Raw genomic sequence first — 24,514 nt, forward strand, 5'->3', positions numbered from 1 at the left:
TGTAGTCAGATTTTTTTAATGAGAGAGGAGAGAAAAAACTATGCATCATTGTCATCCTTGCTTTGGAGGGCATAAGCCTGTAGGACCTATTTGTACAACTGCTCCTGTCATTCATCCGGCAAAACAGTGCGTAACACATTCTTTTTCAACAACGGTGGTGCCACACATTTTCCCAACGCATACAACACACGTACATCATCAACAAATTAAAAATCAAGGCTTCTTCCCACAAACAAACTCGAACGTAAACGTTGTAGATCCTGGTGATCCAGGATTTGTTGGTGGATTTGGCGGCGGATGTGGACCGTGTGGTCATGGTCATCATGGTCATCATGGTCATCAAATATCACCATTTGGTCCAGGACCAAATGTATCACCATTTGGACCAGGACCGAACGTATCACCATTTGGACCAAATATCGGACCAAACGTTGGTGGAATGTTTAAAAAGTAAATGATATGTTAGAACTAGCGAAATGCTAGTTCTTTTTTTGTAATTGGAGTGTTGATATGAAAGTTGTTGCTGTAACAGGATATAAGCCGTTTGAGCTTGGAATATTTAAAAATGATCATCCAGGAGTAGAATGTATAAAAAAGGCGCTGCGTCGTAAATTAACTGCTTTTGTAGAAGATGGTTTGGAATGGGTTATTATAAGCGGTCAGTTAGGAGTAGAGCTATGGGCCGCTGAAGTTGTTTTTGAAATTCAAGTAGAATATCCAGATTTAAAATTAGCGGTATTTACTCCTTTTTTAGAACAAGAAGAAAATTGGAAGGAAGATAACCGTGAATATTACGAATTTATTCTTTCGCAAGCAGATCACATTGATAGTATTACGAAACGGAAGTACGAAAGCCCAGAGCAATTTAAATTAAAGAATCAATTTTTTATTGAAAAAAGCGATGCACTTTTAGCTGTATATGATGAAGAAAAGTCTGGGAGCCCTAAATATATTGTAGAAGCAGCTAAGAAAAAAGGAGAAATAGAAAATTATCACAGTTATTTCATTCTTTTTTCTGATTTACAAGATATAATGGAAGAGGAACAGTGGAATAATGCAGAGTAATATGTAATATAGTACTTGGATATTTGATTGACAAAAGGCATTGTTTCTGAAAAAATTTAGTTAATGAAAGCTTTGGCAAAAATTTGAGGTGAAGAAAATGATTTCGGATAAAATTAAATTAACAGCGAAAGATATTTTAGAAAAAGAGTTTAAAACAGGTATGAGAGGTTATCAACAAGAAGAAGTAGACAAGTTTCTTGATACGATTATTAAAGATTATGAAGCGTTTCATAAGGAATTTGATCAATTAAAACAACAAAATGCTCGTTTGAAACGTGAATTAGAAGAGCAGAAAGTAGCGGCAACACAAGTTCCGCAACAACCGTTACAAACACCAGTTGCACAACCAGTATATAACAATACGAATACGGATATTTTAAAACGTCTATCTAATTTAGAAAAAGCTGTATTTGGAAGTAAGTTATACGAATAAATTAAGGTAACAAAAAGGTTAAAGTATTGTACATAGAAAAAAACATTGCAAAATCTTTTTGTTTCCACTATACTAATGTTTGTCATAACGTTTGGGTAATCGCTGCAACGCCAACGTTGTAGAGGAAAGTCCATGCTCGCACAGCCTGAGATGGTTGTAGTGTTCGTGCCTAGCCAAGTCATAAGCTAGGGTATTCTGGCTGTGAGGCTGGTTTAACGGCAGGGAAAAAACCTAAGTCCTTTCGGATATGGTTTGACTACCTTTAAAGTGCCACAGTGACGAAGTCCTTGAAGAAATGATAGGAGTGGAACGAGGTAAACCCCACGAGCGAGAAACCCAAATAATGGTAGGGGAATCTTTTCCAAGGAAATGAACGACGGAAAAGGACAGGTTTTCGTAACCTGTAGATAGATGATTACCACCGGAGTACGAGGCGTGGGCCGTTTGCAGTACAAAGGAACAGAACATGGCTTACAGAACGTTATGAACCAACTATGAAATAACTCAGCTCTCCTTTGTTAGAGGAGGGCTTTTTATTTGTATGAAGTTATAAGTTGTGAGTTAAAATGGTAAGTGAGAATATTCTTCGTAATATGTGATAATTAATAGGACAACATGTTATTAATTATTGTTTGATTATACATAAGAGGTGAATGAAAATGGGAAAAGTTACTTTAATTGCAACAGCGGCAATGGGTATTGAAGCGTTAGTTGCCCGAGAAGTTCGCGATCTTGGTTATGAATGTGAAGTGGAAAACGGAAAGGTAACGTTTGAAGCGGATGAAAAAGCGATTTGTCGTACGAATTTATGGTTACGTACTGCAGACCGTGTGAAAATTAAAGTCGGCGAATTTAAAGCAACAACATTCGATGAGTTATTTGAAAAAACAAAAGCGTTAAACTGGGGAGATTATATTCCAGAGAACGGTGAATTCCCTGTTATTGGGAAATCTTTGAAATCAACATTATTTAGCGTTTCAGACTGCCAACGTATTGTTAAAAAGGCTGTTGTTGAGAAATTAAAAACAACGTATAGACGCACAACTTGGTTTGAAGAAGATGGTCCGTTATTCCGTATTGAAATTGCAATGCTCAAGGATATTGCAACGTTAACAATCGATGCGAGTGGTGTAGGTCTTCATAAACGTGGATACCGTCTTGAGCAAGGTGAAGCGCCTTTAAAAGAAACATTAGCTGCGTCTTTAATTAAGTTAACAAACTGGAAGCCGGATCGTCCTTTCGTTGATCCTTTCTGTGGATCTGGTACAATTCCAATTGAAGCTGCATTAATTGGACAAAATATCGCACCAGGATTTAACCGAGGCTTTGCATCGGATGAATGGGGCTGGGTTGGTAAACAAAATTGGCGTGAAGCTCGTCAAGAAGCTGAAGATTTAGCAAATTATAATCAACCATTGCAAATCATTGGATCAGATATCGATCACCGTATGATAAGAGTTGCCCAAGATAACGCAGATGAAGTTGGATTAGGGGATCTTATATCATTTAAACAAATGCAAGTAAAAGATTTCACGACAAAAGAGGAATATGGCTATGTTGTAACGAATCCTCCATATGGAGAACGTTTAAGTGAAAGAGCGCTTGTTGAAAAATTATATAAAGAAACGGGAGAGGTATTCCGCCCATTAGATACGTGGTCAATGTATTTATTAACAAGTTATGAAGCATTTGAGAAGTGTTACGGAAAAGATGCATCGAAAAAGCGTAAACTGTTTAACGGATTTATCCGTACAGATTACTATCAATACTTCGGAAAACGTCCACCGCGTAATTCATAGTATAAAACTCCTCCAGCGCGCATATACTGGCTATTATGTAATGCGTAAAGGAGGAAGTGATATGGATAGTTTCCAATTATCAATGATTCAAAAAGCTATTCACCGTACGTATGATGAGCTCGGAAAAGAAGTGGATAGTCAAGGTGCGATTGTAGATGAAATACAAAAAGCGCAGGAAGAATATTTGTCAGCTCTTTCACATGAAACAGCGATTGATAAACGGTATTTAAAGTCATTAATATAGAAAAAAATTTTCCTTTTTCGAAAGGAAAATTTTTTTTCGTGTATTTCTATGTATTGCAACAGGGGAAAGTGGCTGCACACATGTGAGTAGCAGTTGCTATATCTTTTTATAGAAAAACTGTTTGGTTGGAGGCTAAGGATGTTTACTGAGAATAGGTTACCATTTGAAGTAGGGAAACAAGATAATTTTTATGATAAGTTGAATGAGTGGATTGGAGATGTGTTTTACGACATTCTTCCGGAAAAAGGCTTTGAAGAGCGTGATGAACAGATTTTTATGGCGTTTCAGTTAGAACGCGCTTTCCAAGAGAAGAAAGTTATGTTTGCAGAAGCAGGTGTAGGAACAGGGAAAACAATTGTATATCTTCTATATGCAATTTGTTATGCACGTTATACAGGGAAGCCAGCTATTATCGCTTGTGCAGATGAAACGTTAATTGAGCAGCTTGTGAAAGAAGAAGGAGACATTGCTAAGTTATCTGAAGCATTAGGGCTATCTGTTGATGTTAGACTTGCGAAATCAATGGATAATTATTTATGTTTGCGTAAACTTGAAGATGTTATGAGTGGACGAGCTCCAGAAGTAATTGAAGATGTATATTACGAATTACCTCAGTTCGTATTCGATCATGGTACGATGCAGAACTTTACTCACTATGGTGATCGAAAAGAATTTCCACTGTTAAATGACGAGGAATGGTCAAAGGTAAACTGGGATTACTTCCAAGATTGCTTCACTTGTGATTCTCGTCATCGTTGTGGTCAAACACTTTCTCGTGAACATTATCGTAAAGCTGCAGATTTAATTATTTGTTCTCAAGACTTCTATATGGATCATATTTGGACATATGATGCACGTAAACGTGAAGGGCAAATTCCGTTATTACCAGAAAGTAGCTGCGTTGTATTCGATGAAGGACATCTTGTAGAGTATGCAGCTCAAAAAGCTTTAACGTACCGTTTAAAACAAACGATGATGGAGCAACTTTTAACGAGATTATTACAAAACGATATTCGTGAAGAGTTCGCACATTTAGTAGAAGAAACAATTTGGCAAACTGAACAATTCTTTGGGGTACTACAAGAGAATAAAAAGGAAATTGAAGGTTCTGATCGTTTAGAAATTACTGTGACAGAAAAGGTAACTGCAGAAGCGAAAAGACTTTATGCGAAAATCGGTGAAGTCGGTGATGCATTAGTATTTGAAAGTGAAATGCATACAGTAAACACATACGATTTAAATATTGTTGATGAGCATTTAGATGTGTTAGAGCATTCACTTCGTCTTTTCATGCACGAGAAAAATGTAATTACGTGGGGTGAAGAAAGTGATGGTGCCTTCACATTAGTTATTATGCCACGTGCAGTTGAAGAAGTGTTACAAGAAAAAGTATTCTCGAAGAAAATTCCGTACATTTTCTCATCTGCAACATTATCGGATAACGATTCGTTCGCATTTACAGCAAATAGTCTAGGGGTAAAAGATTATTTATCATTCTCAGTTGCCTCACCGTTTGATTATGAAGAGCAAATGGCAGTAAACTTACTATCGCATACGAAAGAAAATGAATGGGAAAGAAAGTGTCAATATACACTTGAAAATATCCAGAAAACAAATGGACGTACGCTTGTATTATTCCGTACAATGCAAGAACTTGCAGCATTTAAAGAATATGTAAGTAAAGAGCAAATGTCAGTTCCGTTCCTATATGAAGGAGATCAAGAAATTAGTCAGCTCGTTTCTCGTTTCCAAAATGAAGAAGAGACTGTACTTTGTGCCGTTCATTTATGGGAAGGTTTAGACATTCCAGGTTCATCATTATCACATGTTATTATTTGGTCATTACCATTCCCTCCAAACGATCCTGTGTTTGAGGCGAAGCGTAAACATGTGAATGATCCATTCTGGGAAGTAGATGTGCCTTATATGATTTTACGTCTTCGCCAAGGAATTGGACGTTTAATTCGTACAAGTGAAGATAAAGGTGCTATATCATTATTCTTATCAGATAATGAAGATGAAAAAGTGATAGAAGCAGTGAAGAAAGTGCTTCCGGTAGAAGGAAAAGTACTTTAAGCGAAAAAATGTTGTAGGGAAAAGTTTGGCACTTGCCAAGCTTTTTTTTCTATTAGAAAAGGAATTTATGTTTTAATGTCGAAATAAGGTTGAGGTAGAAAAAGGAGGTTTTTTTATACTATGACAGTTGCTACATATGAAGTAGAAAAACAATTTTTAACATATGTGAAGAAGATAGAGAATTATGGAGAAGCATTAAGCTTAATGTTTTGGGATTTAAGAACAGGTGCACCAAAGCAAGGCGTAGACCAGCGTTCAGAAGTAATTGGAATGCTTTCATCCGAAGTGTTTGTGATGTCGACTTCAGATGAGATGGGGAACTATTTAACTGAACTAGAATCTTTAATTGTTGAAAATAAACTTTCTGAAACGACAAAGAAAATGGTTGAAGAGTGTCGGAAAGAATATGATAGAAATAAGAAAATTCCACAAGCGGAATATGAAGCGTATGTGAAATTAGAAGCGAAAGCGGAAAGTGTATGGGAAGAAGCTCGCGAAAAATCTGACTTCGAAATGTTCCGTCCGTATTTAGAAAAAATTGTTGAATTCAAAAAGAAGTTTATTACATATTGGGGTTACGAAACGTACAAATATAACACGCTATTAGATATGTATGAGCCGGGAATCACAGTAGAAGTGTTAGATCATGTATTTGGTCAACTGCGTGAACGTATCGTTCCGCTTGTGAAAGAAATTTCTGAGTCTAAAAAAGAATTAAAAACAAATGCTTTAGCTGAACATTTTTCAAAAGAAAAACAAAAGAATTTTACTTTAGAGTTATTAAAACAATTGAACTATAACTTTGAAGCGGGTCGTCTTGATGAAACGGTACATCCTTTTGAAATTACATTAAATAGAGGGGATGTTCGTATTACGACTCGTTACGATGAGAAAGACTTCCGTATGGCTGTTTTCGGCACGATTCATGAATGTGGTCATGCTGTATATGAGCAAAATGTTGCAGAGGAACTAGAAGGAACACCGCTTTGCAGTGGAACATCAATGGGAATTCACGAGTCACAATCGTTATTCTTTGAAAACTTCATTGGCCGTAATAAGTCGTTCTGGAAGAAAAACTATGATTTGTTAAAGCGATATAGTGACGGTCAATTTGACGGCGTATCAGTAGACGAGTTTTATGATGCGATTAATGAGTCAAAACCATCCTTTATCCGTATAGAAGCAGATGAACTTACATATCCGCTTCATGTTATGGTTCGCTATGAGCTGGAGAAAGAATTATTTGATGGCACACTGCAAGTAAAAGACTTACCAGCGGCATGGAATGATAAGATGGAAACTTATTTAGGTATTCGTCCAGAGAATGACGCACAAGGTGTATTACAAGACGTTCACTGGGCTGGCGGTTCGTTTGGATATTTCCCATCTTATGCGCTTGGTTATATGTATGCAGCGCAATTTAAACAAAGGATGCTAAAGGATATTCCAAACTTTGATGCATTATTAGAAGAAGGAAACGTGACGCCAATTCGTGAATGGTTAACAGAGAATATTCATCAATACGGCAAAACGAAAAAACCACTTGAAATTTTAAAAGATGTGACAGGTGAAGGTTTAAATGCAAACTACTTAGCTGATTATTTAGAAGCTAAATATAAAGAGATTTATGAGTTATAAAACAGGAGCTGCTTAATTGCAGCTCTTTTTTATGAGGGAGTGAGAGAAATGGGCTATATGTTTACGGTAATGTCGCAAACGGAAGCGGAAGAAATTGCATACAACTGGCATTATGAAGGGGAGTATTCTTTTTATGATATAGAGGCAGATCAAGAAGATTTAGTGGAGTTTTTAAATGCTCATATGAGAGGAAATACTACATTTGTCGTGAAAGAAAACGATAGTATAATCGGCTTCTTTAGTTTTGGTAAAATAAATAATCAAACGATTGATATAGGACTTGGAATGAGACCTGATATAACAGGAAATGGATTAGGTTTACAGTTCGTAAAAGCTGGATTAGATTTTAGTAAAGAAAAATATAAATGTGACTATATAACATTATCAGTAGCGGCATTTAATGAAAGGGCAATCAAAGTATATAAAAAAGCAGGGTTCGAAGCAGTTGGGACGTTTATTCAAAAAACGAATGGCAGTTGTTTTGAGTTTTTGAAAATGAACTATATATGTAAAAATGATTAAGAAACAGAAGGGGGCTTCTGTTTCTTTTTATTTTGATGCAGAAATAAATGATGTTTGTTTTTGTACTTGTTGTAATTAGAAGTTTTGAAATTTTGGAAGAGGATGTGTATGATTGAAGTTTAGTAGCAAATAGCAAGTTTAGTAAGGAGAGGTAGAGGTAGTATGATTACAATTAAAACGAAAAATGAAATAGATTTGATGCATGAATCGGGGAAGTTACTAGCTTCTTGTCATAGAGAAATTGCAAAAATGATGAAACCAGGTATCACTACACAAGAAATTGATACGTTTGTTGAAGCATATTTAGAAGAGCATGGTGCCAGGTCCGAACAGAAAGGGTATAACGATTATCCATACGCAATATGTGCATCTGTGAACAATGAAATGTGTCATGGGTTTCCAACAGATGTTCCTTTAAGTGAAGGAGATATTGTGACAATTGACATGGTAGTAAACTTAAATGGTGCGCTCTCAGATTCTGCATGGACGTATATAGTTGGAGATATTTCTGATGAAGCAAAAAGGTTATTGTTAGTAGCAGAGAGTGCTTTATATAAAGGGATTGAGCAAGCGATAAGTGGTAACCATGTTGGAGATATTGGATACGCAATTGAAAGTTATGTAGCTTCTGAAGGGTTTTCTGTTGCAAGAGATTTTACGGGACACGGAATTGGCAAAGAAATTCATGAGGAACCAGCAATTTTTCATTTTGGTAAGTCAGGGCAAGGACCAGAATTACAAGAAGGAATGGTAATTACAATTGAACCTATTGTAAATGCCGGTATGCGATATTCTAAAGTAGATTTAAACGGATGGACTGCACGGACGATGGATGGGAAATTATCTGCACAATATGAGCATACAATTGCGATTACGAAGGATGGTCCTATCATATTAACAACGTTGTAATATGAAATGTAAGAATTTAAAAAACTCGAACGAAAATAGTGTTTTCATAAAATTTGTACGTGTTTTTACGATAAATGCTTTTCAAAGTGAAAAAAGTGCGTTATAATCCTTCTATAAATAAATAAGTTAGCTACACTCATATAATCGCGGGGATATGGCCTGCAAGTTTCTACCGAAGTACCGTAAATACTTTGACTATGAGTGAGGACGAATATATTTGCTTGTTTAGCATTCTTTTTTGCGAAACTCCAAAAGCACGTCTCTCACTTGTAACGAGTGGTGGCGGCTTTTGGAGTTTTTTATTTGCATAAGAGGAGGAACTAACATGAAAGTATTACACGAAAAGATTTTGAACGAAGGAAAGGTTTTATCTGGTGATGTATTAAAGGTAGATGCATTTTTAAATCATCAAATTGATCCAGTACTTATGCAAGAAATCGGAAAAGAATTTGCTAAGCGTTTTAAAGAAGAGAACATTACAAAAATCGTGACGATTGAATCTTCAGGCATTGCACCAGCGGTTATGGCTGCTTTAGAGCTTGGTGTAAAAGTAGTTTTTGCAAGAAAGCGTAAATCGTTAACGTTACAAGATAATATGTATGTTGCGGAAGTATACTCATTTACAAAACAAGAAACGAATGAGATTTCATTATCTCGAAATCATATTGATGAAAATGATCATGTACTAATTATTGATGACTTCTTAGCAAATGGTCAGGCTGCTTTAGGTTTAATGAATTTAGTAGAGCAAGCCGGGGCAAGTATTGCGGGAATTGGCATTGTTATTGAAAAAGCATTTCAAGATGGAGGAAAGAAGCTGCGTGAACAGGGTGTTCGTGTTGAATCACTAGCAGAAATTGCATCACTTGATAACGGCACAGTTACATTTGTACAGCAAGAAACTGCGGAGGTGAACTAACGATGAAGCAGCACCCATTTAAAATTGCATCGCTTGGCATTCAGCACATGCTTGCCATGTACGCTGGCGCAATTATTGTTCCGCTTATTGTTGGCGGGGGACTTGGTTTAAATCAACAAGAATTAACGTATTTAGTATCGATCGACTTATTGATGTGCGGCGTAGCAACGATTTTACAAGCATTATCAAATCGCTTTTTCGGTATTGGGCTTCCGGTTGTACTTGGTTGTACATTCACAGCGGTTGGACCGATGATTGCAATTGGTAAACAATATGGCGTGTCCTCTATATATGGAGCAATTATTGCTGCGGGATTATTTGTTGTTATTTTCGCGAAATTATTTGGGAAACTTGTAAAACTGTTTCCTCCTGTTGTAACAGGATCTGTCGTTACAGTCATTGGGGTTACACTTGTTCCAGCAGCTATTAATGATATGGCTGGAGGAGTTGGAAGCAAAGATTTCGGAAGTCTAGAAAATTTAGCTTTAGCATTTGGTGTTCTATTATTTATCATTATTATGTATCGTTTCTTTGACGGATTTATCCGTTCAATCTCTATATTACTTGGTCTTTTGTTCGGTACAATCGTTGCAGCATTTATGGGGAAAGTAAGCTTGCAAGCGGTTGGAGAGGCAGATTGGTTCCACGGTATTCAGCCGTTTTACTTCGGTACACCAACATTTGAATTAACGCCAATTATTACGATGATTCTCGTTGCTTGCGTAGGGATTGTGGAAGCAACAGGTGTATATTTTGCATTATCTGATATTTGTAATAAAAAGATTGGTGAAAAAGAATTAACAAAAGGTTATCGCGCAGAAGGATTAGCAATGGTTCTAGGTGGTATTTTTAACGCATTTCCATACACAACATATTCTCAAAACGTAGGCCTTGTTCAATTAACTGGAGTAAGAAATCGCGTTATTATCTATACTTGTGGTGGCATGTTAATTGCTCTTGGGTTTATTCCTAAAATCGCAGCCATTACAACAATTATTCCGAAATCAGTACTTGGCGGTGCGATGTTAGCAATGTTCGGCATGGTAATGGCGTATGGTATTAAAATGTTAAGCAGTGTTGATTTTGGAAAACAAGAGAATTTATTAATCGTTGCATGTTCTGTCGGAATCGGACTTGGTGTTACAGTCGTTCCGACGTTATTCTCACAGCTTCCGGAAAATATTCGTATTTTAACTGATAACGGAATTGTACTTGGAAGTGCATCAGCAGTACTTTTAAATATTGTATTTAATATGGTGCCGCAGCGTAAAGTGAAAGTAAAAGAAGAGCCAGTTTCGATGCAAAGTGCAGTAAGAGAAGCATAGAAAAGCAAGGTCTCATTAGGAGACCTTGCTTTTCTTTTTAAGTGGCATCATCTTACCGTACGTACCAAGGCGCCATATATATTCAAGTGGTCCGTATTGATAACGAGAAAGCCACCAGCGGCTAATGAAAATTTGTAACGTGTAGAAACCGATGCAAAATAGTGGTCCGACCCATAATGGAGTGGGATAATAATTTTTGAAAAATAGACCGAATACAAGTAACGTAACAATTGTATGCGTGATGTAATTTGTTAACGCCATTCGTCCGACATATTGGAATGGTCGTAATAATTTTTGCCATCTTTCTTTTTGTAATAAGCGCATGAGTGTAAAAATGTAGAAGATGAATAATGTTTTTCCACTAAACATTGTAAAGGCGCTCATATAAATCGGATCATAAGGTTGTTTTGACAAGAAATAACGAACCATAAAGAACCACATTGGTAATGTTAAAACGAACATAATAATTTGCCATTTTTTTAGTTTTGGATCTAATTCTTTTGAGCGGCGGAAAATATCTTTTTTGCCAGCATATAAACCAAGCAAAAATAATCCAACTGTTTCTGGAAGCATGAATGCACTTAGCCCAATTGCTTCAGAATAAAACGCATGGAAACGATTTTGTATTTGTAACATCCAGTCTTCTAATGGGATGATTGGTAAGGAGAGTCCTAGCTCATCTCTTGGCATTAAGGCAATTCCAATGCTAGTAATTAGCATTAAAAATTGAAAAATGCTTAGTAAAACTAATGCCCAAATCAAAATAGTACGAGGTTCTCTCTTATAAAATAACAATAAGAAAAATCCAGCGATTGCATAACTATGTAAGATGTCCCCGTCCCATAAAAGAACGTAATGCAAGAACCCAAATAATAATAAAATGAGCAAGCGGCGAACAAATAAAGTCTTCGGACGATCTGTTTTCGCCTCAGCACGATTCATAAAGATATAAAAACCTAATCCGAATAAAAACGAAAAAATAGTATAAAATTTCGTTTGAATAAACATATCGTAAAATAGGCGGATGTAGCTGTCTACTCCTTCGTAAATTCCTGAAATTTCACTTGAGTCAACTCCGGCAATAACTGGCCAGTTAACAAGAAAAATACCTAGTACAGCTATTCCTCTAATGATATCAATTGAGTGTATCCTCTCGCCTTGTGGAATATTTCGTGTCATTATTTTCCTCCTTATTAAGTAAATCCCTTTTATTATACAAAATGTAAGGTGAAGGGTATAGAGGAGATTTCCAATTTTTAAAACTGTTAAGATGTGCATTATGAGATATAATAAGAGTGCACAGCAAGTTTTAAACTTCTTTAAAACAGGCAGTAAAGCTCCTTTTCCCGAAGGAGCTTTCTTTTTTAGAAAATTGTTGATAATGATTCTCTTTAATGGTAAAATGTATTTAAAATTGATAATCATTATCAAAAAAGGTTGGTGTGTTAATATGGTGTATGCACTTGTTGCAGGAACGATTGCTATATATGTTGGTGTTACAAAGTATGTATTAAATGGAGTAGGAACAACAAAATGAATAATATTACATAAAATCCCTTTCATTTGTAAAAAGAATGAAAGGGATTTTTTATTTTTGATGTGAATATGCTGAAAATTTAGTATGATAATAAAGTGAAACTTTAATCAGCGGGGAGGTCTATCCCTTACTGATTATTATCCCGCACGAAACGGGCTTTTACTGCCCACAAATAGCGGGATAAAGTATATACATCTTGGATAAAGGGGAACAAGGGGATGACAAACATAGTACAGACAAACGGTATGAAAAAACTTGTTTGTTTTTATGAAGAGTGGCAAAAAAACGGTGATGCAGAGAATAGTTTGAAGTTGTTTGAAGTGATTCAAAAATATAAACAAGAGCAGCTTATGCTAGCTTTTTGTGGTCATTTTTCTGCGGGGAAATCGACAATGATGAATCACCTATATAAAGCACAATTATTACCGACAAGTCCGATTCCAACGAGTGCTAACGTTGTTAAAATTGAAAGAGGATCTAATCGCGTTGTTGTAACGATTAAGTCTGGAGAACAGTATGAATATGACGGCGCATATTCAGCAGAAGAGTTAAAACAAATATGTAAAGACGGTGATGAAGTAATTGGTGTTCATATTTATCGAAATGATGCGCCAATTCCTGAAGGGGTTATGTTAGTTGATACGCCCGGAATTGATTCTACGGATGATGCCCACCAATTAGCGACAGAATCAACGCTGCATCTAGCAGATGTTATTTTCTATATGATGGATTATAACCATGTTCAATCAGAGGTTAACTTACAATTTGTTAAAGAATTGAAACAACGTAATAAAACGGTTTATCTCGTTGTAAACCAAATAGATAAACATAAAGCAAATGAGTTATCGTTTGAAGAGTATAGAGATAGTGTAAAACAGTCTTTTTCTAACTGGGATATTGAAGTAGATGGTATTTTTTATACATCATTGCGAATGATGAATCATCCATACAATGAAATTCAAAGTTTAGAAGCATTAATTTTTTCTATCATGAAAGAAAAAGAGCAGTATGTAAGAAAGGGAATGGAGCGAGAGACAGAATATTTACTGCAAGAACATTGTTCGTTTATTCTTTCTGAAAATGAAAAACATCTCATGAAATATGAAGAAGAATTAGCATCACCACTGTCACTTTCAGAGATAGTTGAAAAAAAGGAAGAGTTAACTGAAAATAAAAATCGCGCGGCTAGTAAAGAATCTGATGTGAGAAATGAATTTATAAAAGGTTTACAAGCCATATTAGATAACGCGTATTTAATGCCATTTGAAATGAGAGAATTGGCAAATGAATATTTAGAAACGAAATTAACGAAGTTTAAAGTTGGTTTGTTATTTGCGAAAGGAAAGACGGAGCAAGAAAAACAGAGACGTGTAGATGCTTTTTATTCTGCTCTTCAAAAGACTGTTGAAACGCAACTTGATTTTCATGTGAAAGAATTTATTGTAGCCTTCTTAAAAGAAGAAGGGTTATTTACAGAAGAAATAGGGAAAGACATATATGCGTTAGAGATTGCTTTCGGACCGGAAGTGTTGGCTGAAACAATTAAACAAGGGGCTGGATTTACCGGTGATTACTTACTTCTTTATACTGCTGACGTTGCAAATGAGTTAAAGAAAAGATACTTTATGAAATCTCAGCAAATTTTCGGGAAAAGTACGGGTATATTGCAGAAGAAAATGAAGATAGAGATTGCTCGTATTGAAGAAGAAATTGAAAAACACACGATGTTACAAACAGCAAAAGAAACGAAATTACAATACATTAAGAAGTATGAGGAATATGAGATCTATTTAGGAGATATTTGGAATGAACATGTTTCTATACCAGATGGATTGCAAATAGACGAAATATTACAAAGTAAAAAACAAGTTGTTAGTGAGAAGTTTACACTACAAGAGCAAGACATTGTAAATGACAACGTAGCGGCTAGTGAAGAAGAGATTAAAGGAACGAAAGCTTTAAATATTCAGCGTATATTAGAAAAAGTGAAGAAAGCTGAAACGATATTAGATCCATTGCCTACACTGAAACATTTACAGCAAGAAGTAGTTGGAAAAAGACAGCGTGTAGAAACGAAGCAATTTACAGTAGCATTATTTGGAGCTTTTAGTGCTGGGAAATCATCATTTGCTAACGCATTGCTCGGTGAAAAGGTACTTCCTGTATCGCCAAACCCAACGACAGCAACAATAAATCAAATTTTGCCAGTTACAGAAGAGAAACCACATGGAACGGTAATTGTTCAGTTTAAGTCAGAGCAAGCGCTGTTAGAAGATATGAAAGCTGTTTATAAAATGTTTCACTATGAAATTGCTACATTGGAAGAAGCATTAATGCAAATTGATAAAATTATGAAATATCCTTCACCAAGCGGGAAGCAAAAAACAACATTTAGCTTTTTACGAGCAGTACAAAAAGGATATGAGGCAGTTGCTAATCACTTTGGGGAACAAGTACAAGTTACGTTAGAGGAGTTCTCTGATTATGTAGCTAATGAAGAAAAATCATGCTTTGTTGAGCATATGGAGCTTTATTATGATTGTGCTTTAACAAGGCAAGGAGTAGCTCTTGTAGATACACCAGGGGCGGATTCTATTAACGCTCGCCATACGGATGTTGCATTCCAGTATATTAAAAACGCAGATGCTATTTTATTCGTAACATACTATAATCATGTTTTCTCTCGCGCAGATCGTGAGTTTTTAATTCAGCTCGGTCGTGTAAAGGATACATTTGCACTTGATAAAATGTTCTTCTTAATAAATGCTGCCGATTTAGCACAATCTGAAGAAGAACTTGAAATGGTAAAAGGTTATATTGCGGATCAGCTCTTACAATACGGTATTAGAAATCCACGTTTATTTGCAATTTCAAGTTTATGTGCACTTGAAGAAAAGCAAGGGAAAAGTATTGATAAAGAAAAGTATGGTATTTTACAAAACTCTGGGATTGCTAAGTTTGAAGAATCATTTACGTCCTTTATGATGAGGGATTTAATGCTTGTATCTGTGCACGCTTTATATAGTGCATTGCAAGGAGCAAATCAGCTTCTTGTAAATATGATAAATGGCGCGAAGCAGGGAAATGATGAGAAAGAGAAGCAAACAAAAAAATATGAAGCAGAGCGTGATCAGCTACTTCATATTATTTCATCATATAGTGTACTTGCTGAAGAGCAAGCAATGCAAAATGAAGTGAAAGAATTGCTTTATTATGTACACCAACGTCTATTTTTACGCTATAACGATGTGTTTACTGAATTTATTAATCCGGCGTCGTTACGAACAGACGGGAATGTGAAAATGCAGTTGCAACAATGTGTAATGGAATTAGTTTCATTTATTCAACATGATTTATTACAAGAAATGCGTGCGACATCATTACGTCTTGAAAAATGGATAGATGAAGCGATGAAGCGTGCAAAGGATGAAATTGTTGTGAATTGCAAAGTGGAAAATGAATCGATTTCTATGGGTGGAACAGTGGATTATGAATATAAAGTTATTACACATAAAGAGCCGTTTCCTTCAATAGAAATAAAAGATTTTAAAAAGGCACTGGCACATTTTAAAAATGAGAAAAGCTTTTTTGAAAAAAATGATAAAGCTTTTATGCAAGAAGACGCTAAAGGAGTGTTAGAACCTTTCGTATCAAACTATGTAGCTGATGAAGAAGATTTATTCGTTCATCATTATAAGCAAGAGTGGGATGCAAAATGGAACCTATTCCAAAAAGTGATGCAGCAAGATGTTGAGAATTATTATGAAAGTATATTATTCGCTTTAGCTGAAACAATTGATGTATCACTATATGAACAAAGTAAAGAAGAGCTACAAAAGCAGTTAGTAGAAATTGAAAAAGAAATTTATATTAAATAGCCGTTATGAAAAAAAGATTCGTTCAATTTTCTTTTGTAGTACAGTATCTAAAGATTTTACAAACCCTGCAAACTCATCAGTAGAAATCATATGGGTAAGAACTAAGCGTCTGCCGTCTGGTGTTTCACCGCATAAGACGAATGAAGAAAACTCATACGTTTTGTTTTCTACTACTAATTTTGGATAGGAATATGTGTCGCTCTTCTTTTTCTTTCCATCAATAGAGATGACGTTGCATTTTTTCTCATTGTTGTCCATGGTGAATCCCTCCTTTCTATTATCTATGGTAGACAAGGGGGGTTTAGAACAATAGGGAAGGGGGAATTTTTATGTCTGTTGTAATAGAGCGTATTTCGAAAGAAGCTATACCGAAATCTTTATTGCTCCTTGCTGATCCAAGTGAACGCCAAATTGATGCATATGTACAGAGAGGGTTTACGTATATAGCTAAACAAGAAGAAAGCATTATCGGTGTATATGTGCTTTTGGAAACAAGACCAAAGACAATGGAAATTATGAATATTGCGGTTGTAGAACATATGCAAGGAAAAGGTATTGGTAAGGGGTTATTGTTGCATGCAATAGAAAAAGCTAAAGAATATAATATGTACAAACTTGAAGTTGGTACAGGTAATTCTAGCATTTCACAACTTGCGTTATATCAAAAATGTGGATTTCGTATTTTTTCTATTGATTTTGATTACTTTTCAAAGCATTATGAAGAAGAGATTATTGAAAATGGAATTGTATGTCGTGATATGATTCGGCTTGCAATGAAATTAAACAAATAAGTATAAATTATTAGGGGGAAGAGAAGATGGAAGTACATAAAGCAATTACAGCACATTCTCGTAAACAAAATGAGATTGTAAAAATATTTTTACAATTAGATGCGCAACGCGAAGCAGCGATTGAGGCTGCGATTGCACTTGCATCAAATGGAAAACATTTCTCAGTTGATGCAATTAATATGGTAACAAAGCAAATTAATGACCTTGCAAAACACGGCGTTGCGCCGCAGCGTAAACTTGTTACAACAGATATGGTTATGGAGTATGTAGGTCGCGTGAACGAGAAAGAAGGGCGTTAAGGATGATTGTTACAGTCGAATGGTTGCGTGAGCATTTAGAAGATGAACATGTCCGTATAGTCGATTGTCGTTTTGATTTAGCGAATCCAAATTGGGGTAAAGAGAAGTATGAGGAAGAACATATTCCCCATGCGTTATATTTTGATTTAAATTTAGATTTATCAAGTTCTGTAATAGAGCATGGTGGTCGCCATCCATTACCAAATATAGAGCAGTTTGCAGACAAGCTTTCACAGGCTGGGATTGATGAACATACGACAGTAATTGCGTATGATAGTCAAGCTGGTGCAATGGCTTCTCGTTTATGGTGGTTATTAAACTATGTAGGACATGAGAAAGTGTATATATTAGACGGTGGATTTCCAGCTTGGAAAGAGAATGGATTACACACAACGCCGAATATCCCAGTTATTGCACGAAAACCTTTTATACCGGAAATACAAGAAAATATGCTTGTAACGATGGAAACGGTCAGAGAGAATATTCATGCAGGTATAGATATTACGTTAATTGATTCTAGAGAGCCGAAACGTTATGCAGGTGCGGAAGAGCTCGTTGATCCGAAGGCAGGGCATATTCCGACGGCAGTAAACTATTTTTGGAAAGATGGAATTTTAGAATCGGGACACTTTAAAAACGAAGAGGAACAGCAAGGGCGTTTCCAAAATCTTGATAAAGAGAAGGAAACAATCGTATATTGTGGTTCTGGTGTTACAGCGTGTCCGAACATAGTTGCATTAAAATTAGCTGGTTTTCAAAATGTTAAATTGTATACAGGTAGCTGGAGTGATTGGATTTCTTATCCAGAAAATCAAATTGCAAAAGAAGAAGATTAATCACTTGCATGCAAAAATAATTTGTATTAAAATAAGGTCACAAGCAAGAGATTGCTTCAAAAATATTATATTTTACACATTGGAAACAATGTGATAATATAACGACAAGTAAATAATACATCCTGCGGTGTGCGTAACTTATTTATGTCTAAAACCGATGTTAGTTTTACGGAAGCTCAATATTTAGTGACCATCATCAAGCCTTCCTTGTGGAGGAAGATGTACGGTAACTGTGAGGGCATCCACCTGCGAGTAGCGGGTTTTTGGACATTTACGAGGAACGGCACTTGCGGGGGTCTTATTTCAACTAACATTATATAAAATTCCTACGGTGTACGTAGCTTGTGTATGTCTTAAACCAATAAGTATAATATGGAAGTTCAATATTTAAATGTAGATAGCAGGCCATCTTTTTAAGAAGGAAGTTACAAACATTTGTGAGAACATCCACCTGTGAGAGCAGGTTTATGGACATCTATAGATAACGGCATATGTGGGACTATATAAAAAACCTTACGTTTTATACGTAAGGTTTTTTTGTTGAATAAATATGCTCATGTTATCTCGATTTACCTGTAAAGTTTCCATAATAAATATAGCACTTGCGGTCTTCATCAATTTCTCTTGAATCTAGGGTGAATTCCAAATGTATTCCATCCCGTTGAATATATATAATATCTGAATGGAGAGAGGGTAAGATGTCCTCGTAATTCCACACATCTTTACTTTCTATTATAATTGAGCTTGCTTCCTTTAGTTCTCGAATTTCAAAACCTATGTGCGAGTATGTAGGATCTGAAGGGTCGTTGAAAAAAACTTCTTTTTGTATATATAACACTGCTGTCCCGTCTGGATCTACTGAAGTTGCAGTAACGACATATGTATTTCCATCTTTTGTAAAATATTCACAAGTCATGCGCGCGACAATTTCAGAATTAGAAATATTTGCGTAGTTCCATAAAGCCGGATACCCGTTAGTTTCATCATTGAGCCGATATTCCAATCGCATTTTATCCCTCTTCTTCCTTTTTCTTCTACTTTATCATGACATCTTATATAATAGAAATATAATTTAAAAAGGGGAGTGCAAAGGTGACAAAAACGAAATGGCTAGTAGGTGGTGTTCTGACATCTTTAATGACGGGCACTTTATTTGGCTGTGCGCAAGATATTCCCCCCGAACCGAATGATAATAGTTGTTCTGATTGGGATTGGGATGATGAGCTTGGTGTTTGGCAGTGTGATGATAGTAGTTCAGGTTATCGTGGACATTACTTTTATGGTGGTAAATACTATCAAAATAAATCCACCTTCAAAAATTCATCAGCGTTTAAAACTTATCAATCTTCGGCCGAATTTAAAGGTGGAATTGGAAGCGGTTCAAAAGGTGGATTTGGAGGTTAAAATATGTCGCAATACATAAAGAAACGAAAAGGATTTTATTCGAATTATCCGCATTTCTGGTCGGATTTATATGAATGTGAGTATAGTTTGTTTCATGTTTTTCCAATAACAGAGCAAACGATGAAACAATTACAATTAGCAACTGAACGAATGGGGAAAATATTTTTTAAGACTGCTAGACTTCTTCGGGATTTATCTAATGAACAGCTTCTTGAACTTGGTTTTCCAGATGCAAGCTTGCCTTTTATTAGACTGAAAGGAATGTATCCTGAATCTGTTATTTCACGATTTGATTTTGCTTTAACAGATGATAATCGTATTAAAATGCTTGAGTTTAATAGTGACACTCCAACTTTTATTGTGGAATGTTTTCAAATGAATGGAAAAGTTTGTGAAAAATTAGGCTATGATGATCCAAATGCAAATCAAGAGCGCTTACTTTCTTCCGGTATTACAAAAGCCGTAATGGAGTTTACAAAAGGAATGGAAGATCCAAATGTTGTTTTCACAGCTCATCATGAACATATAGAAGATTGGAATACGACTATGTATTTGAGTGGGCTATGTCATGTTGAAAATAAAGTGATGCCAATGACAGAACTTAGAATTACAGATGATGCTTTAGTAGATAGAGATGGTGTACCAATTGATGTTTTGTATCGCCAAACATATCCAATTGAAGACTTAATTGAAGATCAAGATCCCGAAACGGGGGATTTGGTGGGAGTAGAACTTTTGCAACTTGTAAAAGAAGGAAAGCTTTTTATTATAAATCCTTTGTCGGCCTTTTTAATTCAGCCGAAATCAATTCAATGTCTTATTTGGGGATTAGCAGAAGAAGGTGCTTTTTACACAAGTGAGGAACAAAAGTGGATTAAAGAATATATGCTTCCTACATATTTTGAGCCAGATTTATTTTTGGGGAAAAGTCCTTTCGTTCAAAAACCTTCGTTCGGTAGGGAAGGTGACACGATTACGATTCGTGATAAGGATACAAATATTATGATTCGAAATGCACATGAAACGTATAAATCGTCACTTCCTATATTTCAGAAATATACAGAGCTTCCAGTTGTATTTTTGGAAACTGAAAAAGGAATTGAGAAGCTGTCGTACGTGTTTGGGGCTTTTTTAATTGCTGGAAAAGCGAGCAGCATCGGTATACGTGCCGGAGAAAAAATTACGGGAAATGAATCGTATTATTTACCGGTAGGTATTAAGAAGGAGGAAAATAAATGATTAATTTTTTACTATATTTAGCAGTATCACTTGCACTTTTATGTATCGGTCTTTTTCTTATGGAAGTGACAACGAAAGTTAAGGAATTTAAGTTAATGGCTCAAGGGAATAAAGCGGTAAGCTATGTACTTGGAGGAAGATTACTTGGTCTTGCTATCGTTTTATATTCAACGGCTGCTAATTCTATTTCAATTCTTGATATGGTTTCATGGGGAGCTGTTGGGATATTAGCTCAAATTATTGTCTTTTATTTAGCAGAATGGCTTACACCACGTTTTAATATTAATAAAAGCCTTGAAGAAGATAATCAAGCAGTTGGTCTTTTCCTTATGTTTTTATCACTTTCCATCGGAATTGTAATTGCTGGTTGTGTAACATATTAAAACCCTTACATTTTAACGTAAGGGTTTTATTTTTCATGTGCTAATTTTTTGCAATATGTGCTTAATTAATTTATCCCGCTATTTGAGGGCAGTAAAACTTCCACCTCAAAATTCAGCTGGAGCAAAGCAGTTAGTTGGGAGATTAACTGCCCGTAAAAGCCCGATTGGTGAAGGCTAATAATCAGTGGGGGATGAACAAAACCCCCACTGATTAAAGTTTCACTTTATGTAGCCGAACGCTGAGAAGGATGCGTATTAGTGTACTGAACTCGAGATAGTTGTTGTAATAAGGAAAAGTTTCCATACAAAGTGTTGACATCTATTTTAAATAGGAGTAACATTTTCTATGTAATTAAAATAAGTCTCTGTTAGGTGAGGCTCCTGTATAGAGAAATGCTACTGCCCAAAAATGTCGAGAGACGCCAATGGGTCAACAGGAATGATCGAATTAAGGTTTTTCTTAACGTAGCTGGTAATGAACCTATGCTATACAGTGCTAAAACTCGGCGAGGGAGAGGTCCGTAGATTTCTAATTATATTGGGAATCGCTTATTTGTGTATGCAATGACCTTTGCTCTCTTATGAGTAAGGGTCTTTTTTGTTACCAAGCTATGAGTAATTTCATAGTATAGATTATAACTAAAAAATTAAAGAGGAGGTGAGGAGCATGTCAAATTCTGACTCGGTTCCGTTACCCATATACTTCAAATCAAAAATATATGATGTAGGCAGGAAACGACTTGTTCCTCCCTTTATATTTATCATAATGTAGCGTTTATTCGAGTATTTAAGCGCTAGACACTTTCACGGTGAAGTGGATAAATTGAGAAACAAAGCGTTTCTTCCTATGTTGTAAAGGAGGAGACGATAATATGTTATATGTAAATAAAAGTGTGGGTAACACTCCGTATAAATTAAGTAAAAAAGCAATGAAAGAACAAACAATGCTTCAAAAAAATAAAGATTTATTAATTGAAATCGCAACAAGAGATGTAAAATCTGTATTTGCGTATTTTAAAACAACAAGAGACGGACTATCTATGAAAGAGGCACAAAAGCGTATTCAAGTATACGGTCGAAATGAATTAACTTCAAAAAGAGCGCGTATTGCAGAAGTAATGATGAAGCTAAGTGGAATAATCCCGGGTCTTTCAAAACAAAATATGCGTGATGAATTACAATGTGAAACAGTTACTGTTTCTAGAGTAGCTGGCTGTAGCGTAACAGGACTAAACAGTGAACTAAAAATGATAAAATTACCAGTACAAGAGCTTGTACCTGGAGATATGATTTTTCTTGCAGAGGGCGATACAGTGCCAGCAGATGTACGTATTATTTATGCAAATGATTTATTAGTAAATGAATCTATGCTGACAGGAAACGATGCTAGTATTGAGAAATTTGAAAGTTGCTATCATCTTGAACGTAAACGATTTATTCCATTAAAACGGATGAAAGACTATAATCCACTTGAACTTGAAAATGTATGTTTCAAAGGTACGTATATTGTTGACGGAAATGCAAAGGCTGTAGTTGTTTTGACAGGTAAAAATACGTATTCAGGAATACTTCATACTTGTTGCGGTAGAATGTCTTAATGTGTTAATGATGCTAAATATACAAAAACAATGTATAATAGACAAAGTTGAACAAAAACGTAGAATGGTAATCTATATATAACCTTACGTGATAACGTGAGGTTATTATTTTTTGTTAGTAGGAGAGGAATTATGAAAAAAGTATTATTAGTTGATGGTATGGCACTATTATTTCGTGCTTTTTACGCAACAAGTGTATATGGACAATTTATGAAACGACAAGACGGTACCCCAACGAATGGGATTCATGGTTATATGAAGCATTTATTAACAGCAACACAAGCAATCGAACCAACGCACATTGTAACGTGCTGGGATATGGGAAGTACGACATTTAGAACGGAATCTTTCTCGAATTATAAAGCAAACCGTGCAGCACCGCCGGAAGAATTAATTCCGCAATTTGATTTAGTACAAGAAATGACCGCGAAATTATCTATGCCTGTAATCGGTATGAAAGGTTATGAAGCGGATGATTGCATCGGTACGCTTGCAAAACAATATTGCAATGAAGCGGAAGTTTATATTTTGACAGGTGATACAGATTTACTTCAACTTGTTGATACGAATGTTACAGTTATGCTTCTTCGTAAAGGAATTGGAAATTACGAGTATTACACACCGGAAAAAATCATGGAAGAGAAAGGTGTAGAACCTTGGCAAATCGTGCATGCGAAAGCTTTCATGGGAGATACAAGTGATAATTATCCAGGTGTAAAAGGTATTGGTGAAAAAACAGCGTATAAGCTTATTCAAGAATACGGCACAGTATCGGCAGTACTAGAAAATATAGCATCATTAACGAAAGCGCAGCGCACAAAAATTGAAAGTGATTTAGAGAATTTAAATATCTCTTTACAATTAGCGCAAATTCATTGTGAAGTTCCAATTTCATGTTCGTTAGAAGAAGGGTTACACACAATGAACGAAGAAAAACTACGATTCGTTTGCGGCGAAATGAATTGGGGAAGACCTGAAATATTGATTAATATGCTTTAAAGGGTATGGAAAGGTAGATCAAACATAATTTTGATCTACCTTTCTTTTTTTGTTCACAAAGTTGTCAGAATATAAACTTAGTTTTCATATGAAGTTCAAATGGATTTCACAACAATCAATTATTATAAGTCTACACAGATAATTACTTATCTTTTAAATAAACCATCCTTTGATAAGTTATTTGTAATCGTTAAGGAGGAAACTAACAATGAGAAAAAAAGTGAGAAAATCTTTCAAACAATTATTAATAGAAAATAAACAATCACTATTAAGTAATAAAGAAAATATGAAAGAAATTGAAGAACGGATTGAGAAACGACATGTAGCATATAATGGTGCTAATAATTAAATAAAGTAAAAAAAGTTTAACTTTTTTTAAATTGAAAATTTTCAAATCACAATATATTTGAAAGTAGAATGTGTAGATGATATTAATGCAACTTGTTGGATTAATGTAAATGTATTTCAATCTATTTTTATTGATGGTTGCTAGTATGGAATAGAAATCGATGGAAATAGGGATTTACCAAATGAAAGTTCAGGAAATACATTTCATGATATTCAAGTGCAATGTAGACAACAAACGAAAAAAGCGTAGCCTATGGCATGAAAAAGAGATT

Annotated in this window: 25 protein-coding genes, 3 other RNA genes, 1 pseudogene and 2 riboswitches; of the genes and pseudogenes, 26 read left to right on the forward strand and 3 right to left on the reverse strand. The window is 35.4% G+C overall.

The window, feature by feature from the left end:
- The first annotated feature begins 40 nt into the window (after positions 1 to 40).
- The 12 genes from EXW56_RS07845 (at position 41) to pbuX (ending at position 10,930) form a co-directional block, all read left to right on the forward strand.
- The gene (locus EXW56_RS07845) at positions 41 to 454 is read left to right on the forward strand and encodes a CotD family spore coat protein (protein WP_002201114.1); all 414 of its coding nucleotides are present in this window, start codon (positions 41 to 43) and stop codon (positions 452 to 454) included.
- Positions 455 to 510: 56 nt separating this feature from the next.
- Positions 511 to 1,065 carry an SLOG family protein gene (locus EXW56_RS07850; protein WP_002158553.1) on the forward strand — a complete coding sequence of 185 codons (555 nt, stop codon included), beginning with the start codon at positions 511 to 513 and terminating at the stop codon, positions 1,063 to 1,065.
- 97 nt (positions 1,066 to 1,162) lie between these two features.
- Positions 1,163 to 1,498 (forward strand): cell division regulator GpsB, encoded by a 336-nt coding sequence (gene gpsB, locus EXW56_RS07855; protein WP_002201113.1) that lies wholly within the window; start codon positions 1,163 to 1,165, stop codon positions 1,496 to 1,498.
- A gap of 87 nt (positions 1,499 to 1,585) precedes the next feature.
- An RNA gene (gene rnpB, locus EXW56_RS07860) (RNase P RNA component class B) lies at positions 1,586 to 1,977 on the forward strand.
- 180 nt (positions 1,978 to 2,157) lie between these two features.
- Positions 2,158 to 3,297 carry a THUMP domain-containing class I SAM-dependent RNA methyltransferase gene (locus EXW56_RS07865; RefSeq protein ID WP_002149278.1) on the forward strand — a complete coding sequence of 380 codons (1,140 nt, stop codon included), beginning with the start codon at positions 2,158 to 2,160 and terminating at the stop codon, positions 3,295 to 3,297.
- Between the two features lie 61 nt (positions 3,298 to 3,358).
- Complete coding sequence (locus tag EXW56_RS07870) at positions 3,359 to 3,541, forward strand: DUF3921 domain-containing protein (protein ID WP_000376895.1); 183 nt, start codon at positions 3,359 to 3,361, stop codon at positions 3,539 to 3,541.
- Positions 3,542 to 3,679: 138 nt separating this feature from the next.
- A complete protein-coding gene (locus EXW56_RS07875) occupies positions 3,680 to 5,617 on the forward strand; it encodes an ATP-dependent DNA helicase (protein WP_002201112.1) in 1,938 nt (645 codons plus the stop codon).
- A gap of 120 nt (positions 5,618 to 5,737) precedes the next feature.
- The gene (ypwA, locus tag EXW56_RS07880) at positions 5,738 to 7,255 is read left to right on the forward strand and encodes a carboxypeptidase (RefSeq protein WP_002158551.1); all 1,518 of its coding nucleotides are present in this window, start codon (positions 5,738 to 5,740) and stop codon (positions 7,253 to 7,255) included.
- Positions 7,256 to 7,303: 48 nt separating this feature from the next.
- On the forward strand, positions 7,304 to 7,777 hold the full coding sequence (locus EXW56_RS07885) for a GNAT family N-acetyltransferase (protein ID WP_002201111.1): 474 nt from the start codon (positions 7,304 to 7,306) through the stop codon (positions 7,775 to 7,777).
- Between the two features lie 162 nt (positions 7,778 to 7,939).
- Positions 7,940 to 8,686 (forward strand): type I methionyl aminopeptidase, encoded by a 747-nt coding sequence (locus EXW56_RS07890; RefSeq protein ID WP_002201110.1) that lies wholly within the window; start codon positions 7,940 to 7,942, stop codon positions 8,684 to 8,686.
- 116 nt (positions 8,687 to 8,802) lie between these two features.
- A riboswitch (purine riboswitch) is annotated at positions 8,803 to 8,904 on the forward strand.
- Positions 8,905 to 9,011: 107 nt separating this feature from the next.
- Positions 9,012 to 9,605, forward strand: coding sequence for a xanthine phosphoribosyltransferase (locus tag EXW56_RS07895; protein ID WP_002158546.1), 594 nt, complete (start codon positions 9,012 to 9,014; stop codon positions 9,603 to 9,605).
- 2 nt (positions 9,606 to 9,607) lie between these two features.
- Positions 9,608 to 10,930 (forward strand): xanthine permease PbuX, encoded by a 1,323-nt coding sequence (pbuX, locus tag EXW56_RS07900; RefSeq protein ID WP_002158545.1) that lies wholly within the window; start codon positions 9,608 to 9,610, stop codon positions 10,928 to 10,930.
- A 15-nt stretch (positions 10,931 to 10,945) separates the two neighbouring features.
- Here pbuX and EXW56_RS07905 read toward each other — a convergent pair whose 3' ends face one another.
- Positions 10,946 to 12,109 carry a DUF418 domain-containing protein gene (locus EXW56_RS07905; RefSeq protein WP_002201109.1) on the reverse strand — a complete coding sequence of 388 codons (1,164 nt, stop codon included), beginning with the start codon at positions 12,107 to 12,109 and terminating at the stop codon, positions 10,946 to 10,948.
- A 100-nt stretch (positions 12,110 to 12,209) separates the two neighbouring features.
- Between EXW56_RS07905 and EXW56_RS07910 the strand changes: the two genes are divergently transcribed.
- Both EXW56_RS07910 and EXW56_RS07915 read left to right on the forward strand, forming a co-directional pair.
- Entirely contained in the window at positions 12,210 to 12,467 is a 258-nt protein-coding gene (locus EXW56_RS07910) for a hypothetical protein (protein WP_002158543.1), read from the forward strand.
- 218 nt (positions 12,468 to 12,685) lie between these two features.
- Positions 12,686 to 16,345: a dynamin family protein gene (locus EXW56_RS07915; protein WP_002201108.1), complete on the forward strand. Its 3,660-nt coding sequence runs from the start codon at positions 12,686 to 12,688 to the stop codon at positions 16,343 to 16,345.
- Positions 16,346 to 16,348: 3 nt separating this feature from the next.
- Here EXW56_RS07915 and EXW56_RS07920 read toward each other — a convergent pair whose 3' ends face one another.
- Positions 16,349 to 16,603 carry a DUF3931 domain-containing protein gene (locus tag EXW56_RS07920; protein WP_000369740.1) on the reverse strand — a complete coding sequence of 85 codons (255 nt, stop codon included), beginning with the start codon at positions 16,601 to 16,603 and terminating at the stop codon, positions 16,349 to 16,351.
- A 71-nt stretch (positions 16,604 to 16,674) separates the two neighbouring features.
- On the opposite strand from EXW56_RS07920, the gene EXW56_RS07925 reads away from it, so the two are divergent.
- The 5 genes from EXW56_RS07925 to ssrS (EXW56_RS07945) all read left to right on the forward strand — a co-directional run bounded on the left by EXW56_RS07925 (position 16,675) and on the right by ssrS (EXW56_RS07945) (position 18,775).
- Positions 16,675 to 17,136, forward strand: a complete 462-nt coding sequence (locus EXW56_RS07925) for a GNAT family N-acetyltransferase (protein ID WP_002158541.1) — start codon at positions 16,675 to 16,677, stop codon at positions 17,134 to 17,136.
- A 26-nt stretch (positions 17,137 to 17,162) separates the two neighbouring features.
- Positions 17,163 to 17,435, forward strand: a complete 273-nt coding sequence (locus EXW56_RS07930; RefSeq protein ID WP_002201107.1) for a DUF2533 family protein — start codon at positions 17,163 to 17,165, stop codon at positions 17,433 to 17,435.
- Positions 17,436 to 17,437: 2 nt separating this feature from the next.
- Positions 17,438 to 18,271, forward strand: a complete 834-nt coding sequence (locus EXW56_RS07935) for a sulfurtransferase (protein ID WP_002201106.1) — start codon at positions 17,438 to 17,440, stop codon at positions 18,269 to 18,271.
- A 116-nt stretch (positions 18,272 to 18,387) separates the two neighbouring features.
- A non-coding RNA gene (gene ssrS, locus EXW56_RS07940) (6S RNA) lies at positions 18,388 to 18,570 on the forward strand.
- Between the two features lie 21 nt (positions 18,571 to 18,591).
- Positions 18,592 to 18,775: non-coding RNA, 6S RNA (gene ssrS / locus EXW56_RS07945), on the forward strand.
- A 55-nt stretch (positions 18,776 to 18,830) separates the two neighbouring features.
- Here the strand turns inward: ssrS (EXW56_RS07945) and EXW56_RS07950 are convergent.
- Positions 18,831 to 19,280: a hypothetical protein gene (locus EXW56_RS07950; RefSeq protein ID WP_002201105.1), complete on the reverse strand. Its 450-nt coding sequence runs from the start codon at positions 19,278 to 19,280 to the stop codon at positions 18,831 to 18,833.
- Between the two features lie 83 nt (positions 19,281 to 19,363).
- Between EXW56_RS07950 and EXW56_RS07955 the strand changes: the two genes are divergently transcribed.
- The 7 genes and pseudogenes from EXW56_RS07955 to EXW56_RS07985 all read left to right on the forward strand — a co-directional run.
- The gene (locus EXW56_RS07955) at positions 19,364 to 19,675 is read left to right on the forward strand and encodes a hypothetical protein (RefSeq protein ID WP_002158538.1); all 312 of its coding nucleotides are present in this window, start codon (positions 19,364 to 19,366) and stop codon (positions 19,673 to 19,675) included.
- A 3-nt stretch (positions 19,676 to 19,678) separates the two neighbouring features.
- Positions 19,679 to 20,914, forward strand: coding sequence for a glutathionylspermidine synthase family protein (locus EXW56_RS07960; protein WP_002201104.1), 1,236 nt, complete (start codon positions 19,679 to 19,681; stop codon positions 20,912 to 20,914).
- The gene (locus tag EXW56_RS07965) at positions 20,911 to 21,297 is read left to right on the forward strand and encodes a DUF350 domain-containing protein (protein WP_002117799.1); all 387 of its coding nucleotides are present in this window, start codon (positions 20,911 to 20,913) and stop codon (positions 21,295 to 21,297) included. The genes EXW56_RS07960 and EXW56_RS07965 overlap by 4 nt, the downstream gene beginning before the upstream one ends.
- A gap of 357 nt (positions 21,298 to 21,654) precedes the next feature.
- Positions 21,655 to 21,820, forward strand: a riboswitch (M-box (ykoK) riboswitch).
- A gap of 349 nt (positions 21,821 to 22,169) precedes the next feature.
- Complete coding sequence (locus EXW56_RS07970) at positions 22,170 to 22,895, forward strand: P-type ATPase actuator domain-containing protein (RefSeq protein ID WP_215597344.1); 726 nt, start codon at positions 22,170 to 22,172, stop codon at positions 22,893 to 22,895.
- A gap of 132 nt (positions 22,896 to 23,027) precedes the next feature.
- Entirely contained in the window at positions 23,028 to 23,894 is an 867-nt protein-coding gene (locus EXW56_RS07975) for a 5'-3' exonuclease (protein ID WP_002201102.1), read from the forward strand.
- Positions 23,895 to 24,102: 208 nt separating this feature from the next.
- Entirely contained in the window at positions 24,103 to 24,243 is a 141-nt protein-coding gene (locus tag EXW56_RS07980) for an FbpB family small basic protein (RefSeq protein WP_002201101.1), read from the forward strand.
- A gap of 30 nt (positions 24,244 to 24,273) precedes the next feature.
- Positions 24,274 to 24,489: pseudogene (locus EXW56_RS07985) on the forward strand (hypothetical protein); the annotation flags it as partial.
- Between the last annotated feature and the right edge of the window lie 25 nt (positions 24,490 to 24,514).

Origin of the sequence: Bacillus mycoides, assembly GCF_018742245.1 — a bacterium.
Taxonomy (GTDB): domain Bacteria; phylum Bacillota; class Bacilli; order Bacillales; family Bacillaceae_G; genus Bacillus_A; species Bacillus_A cereus_U.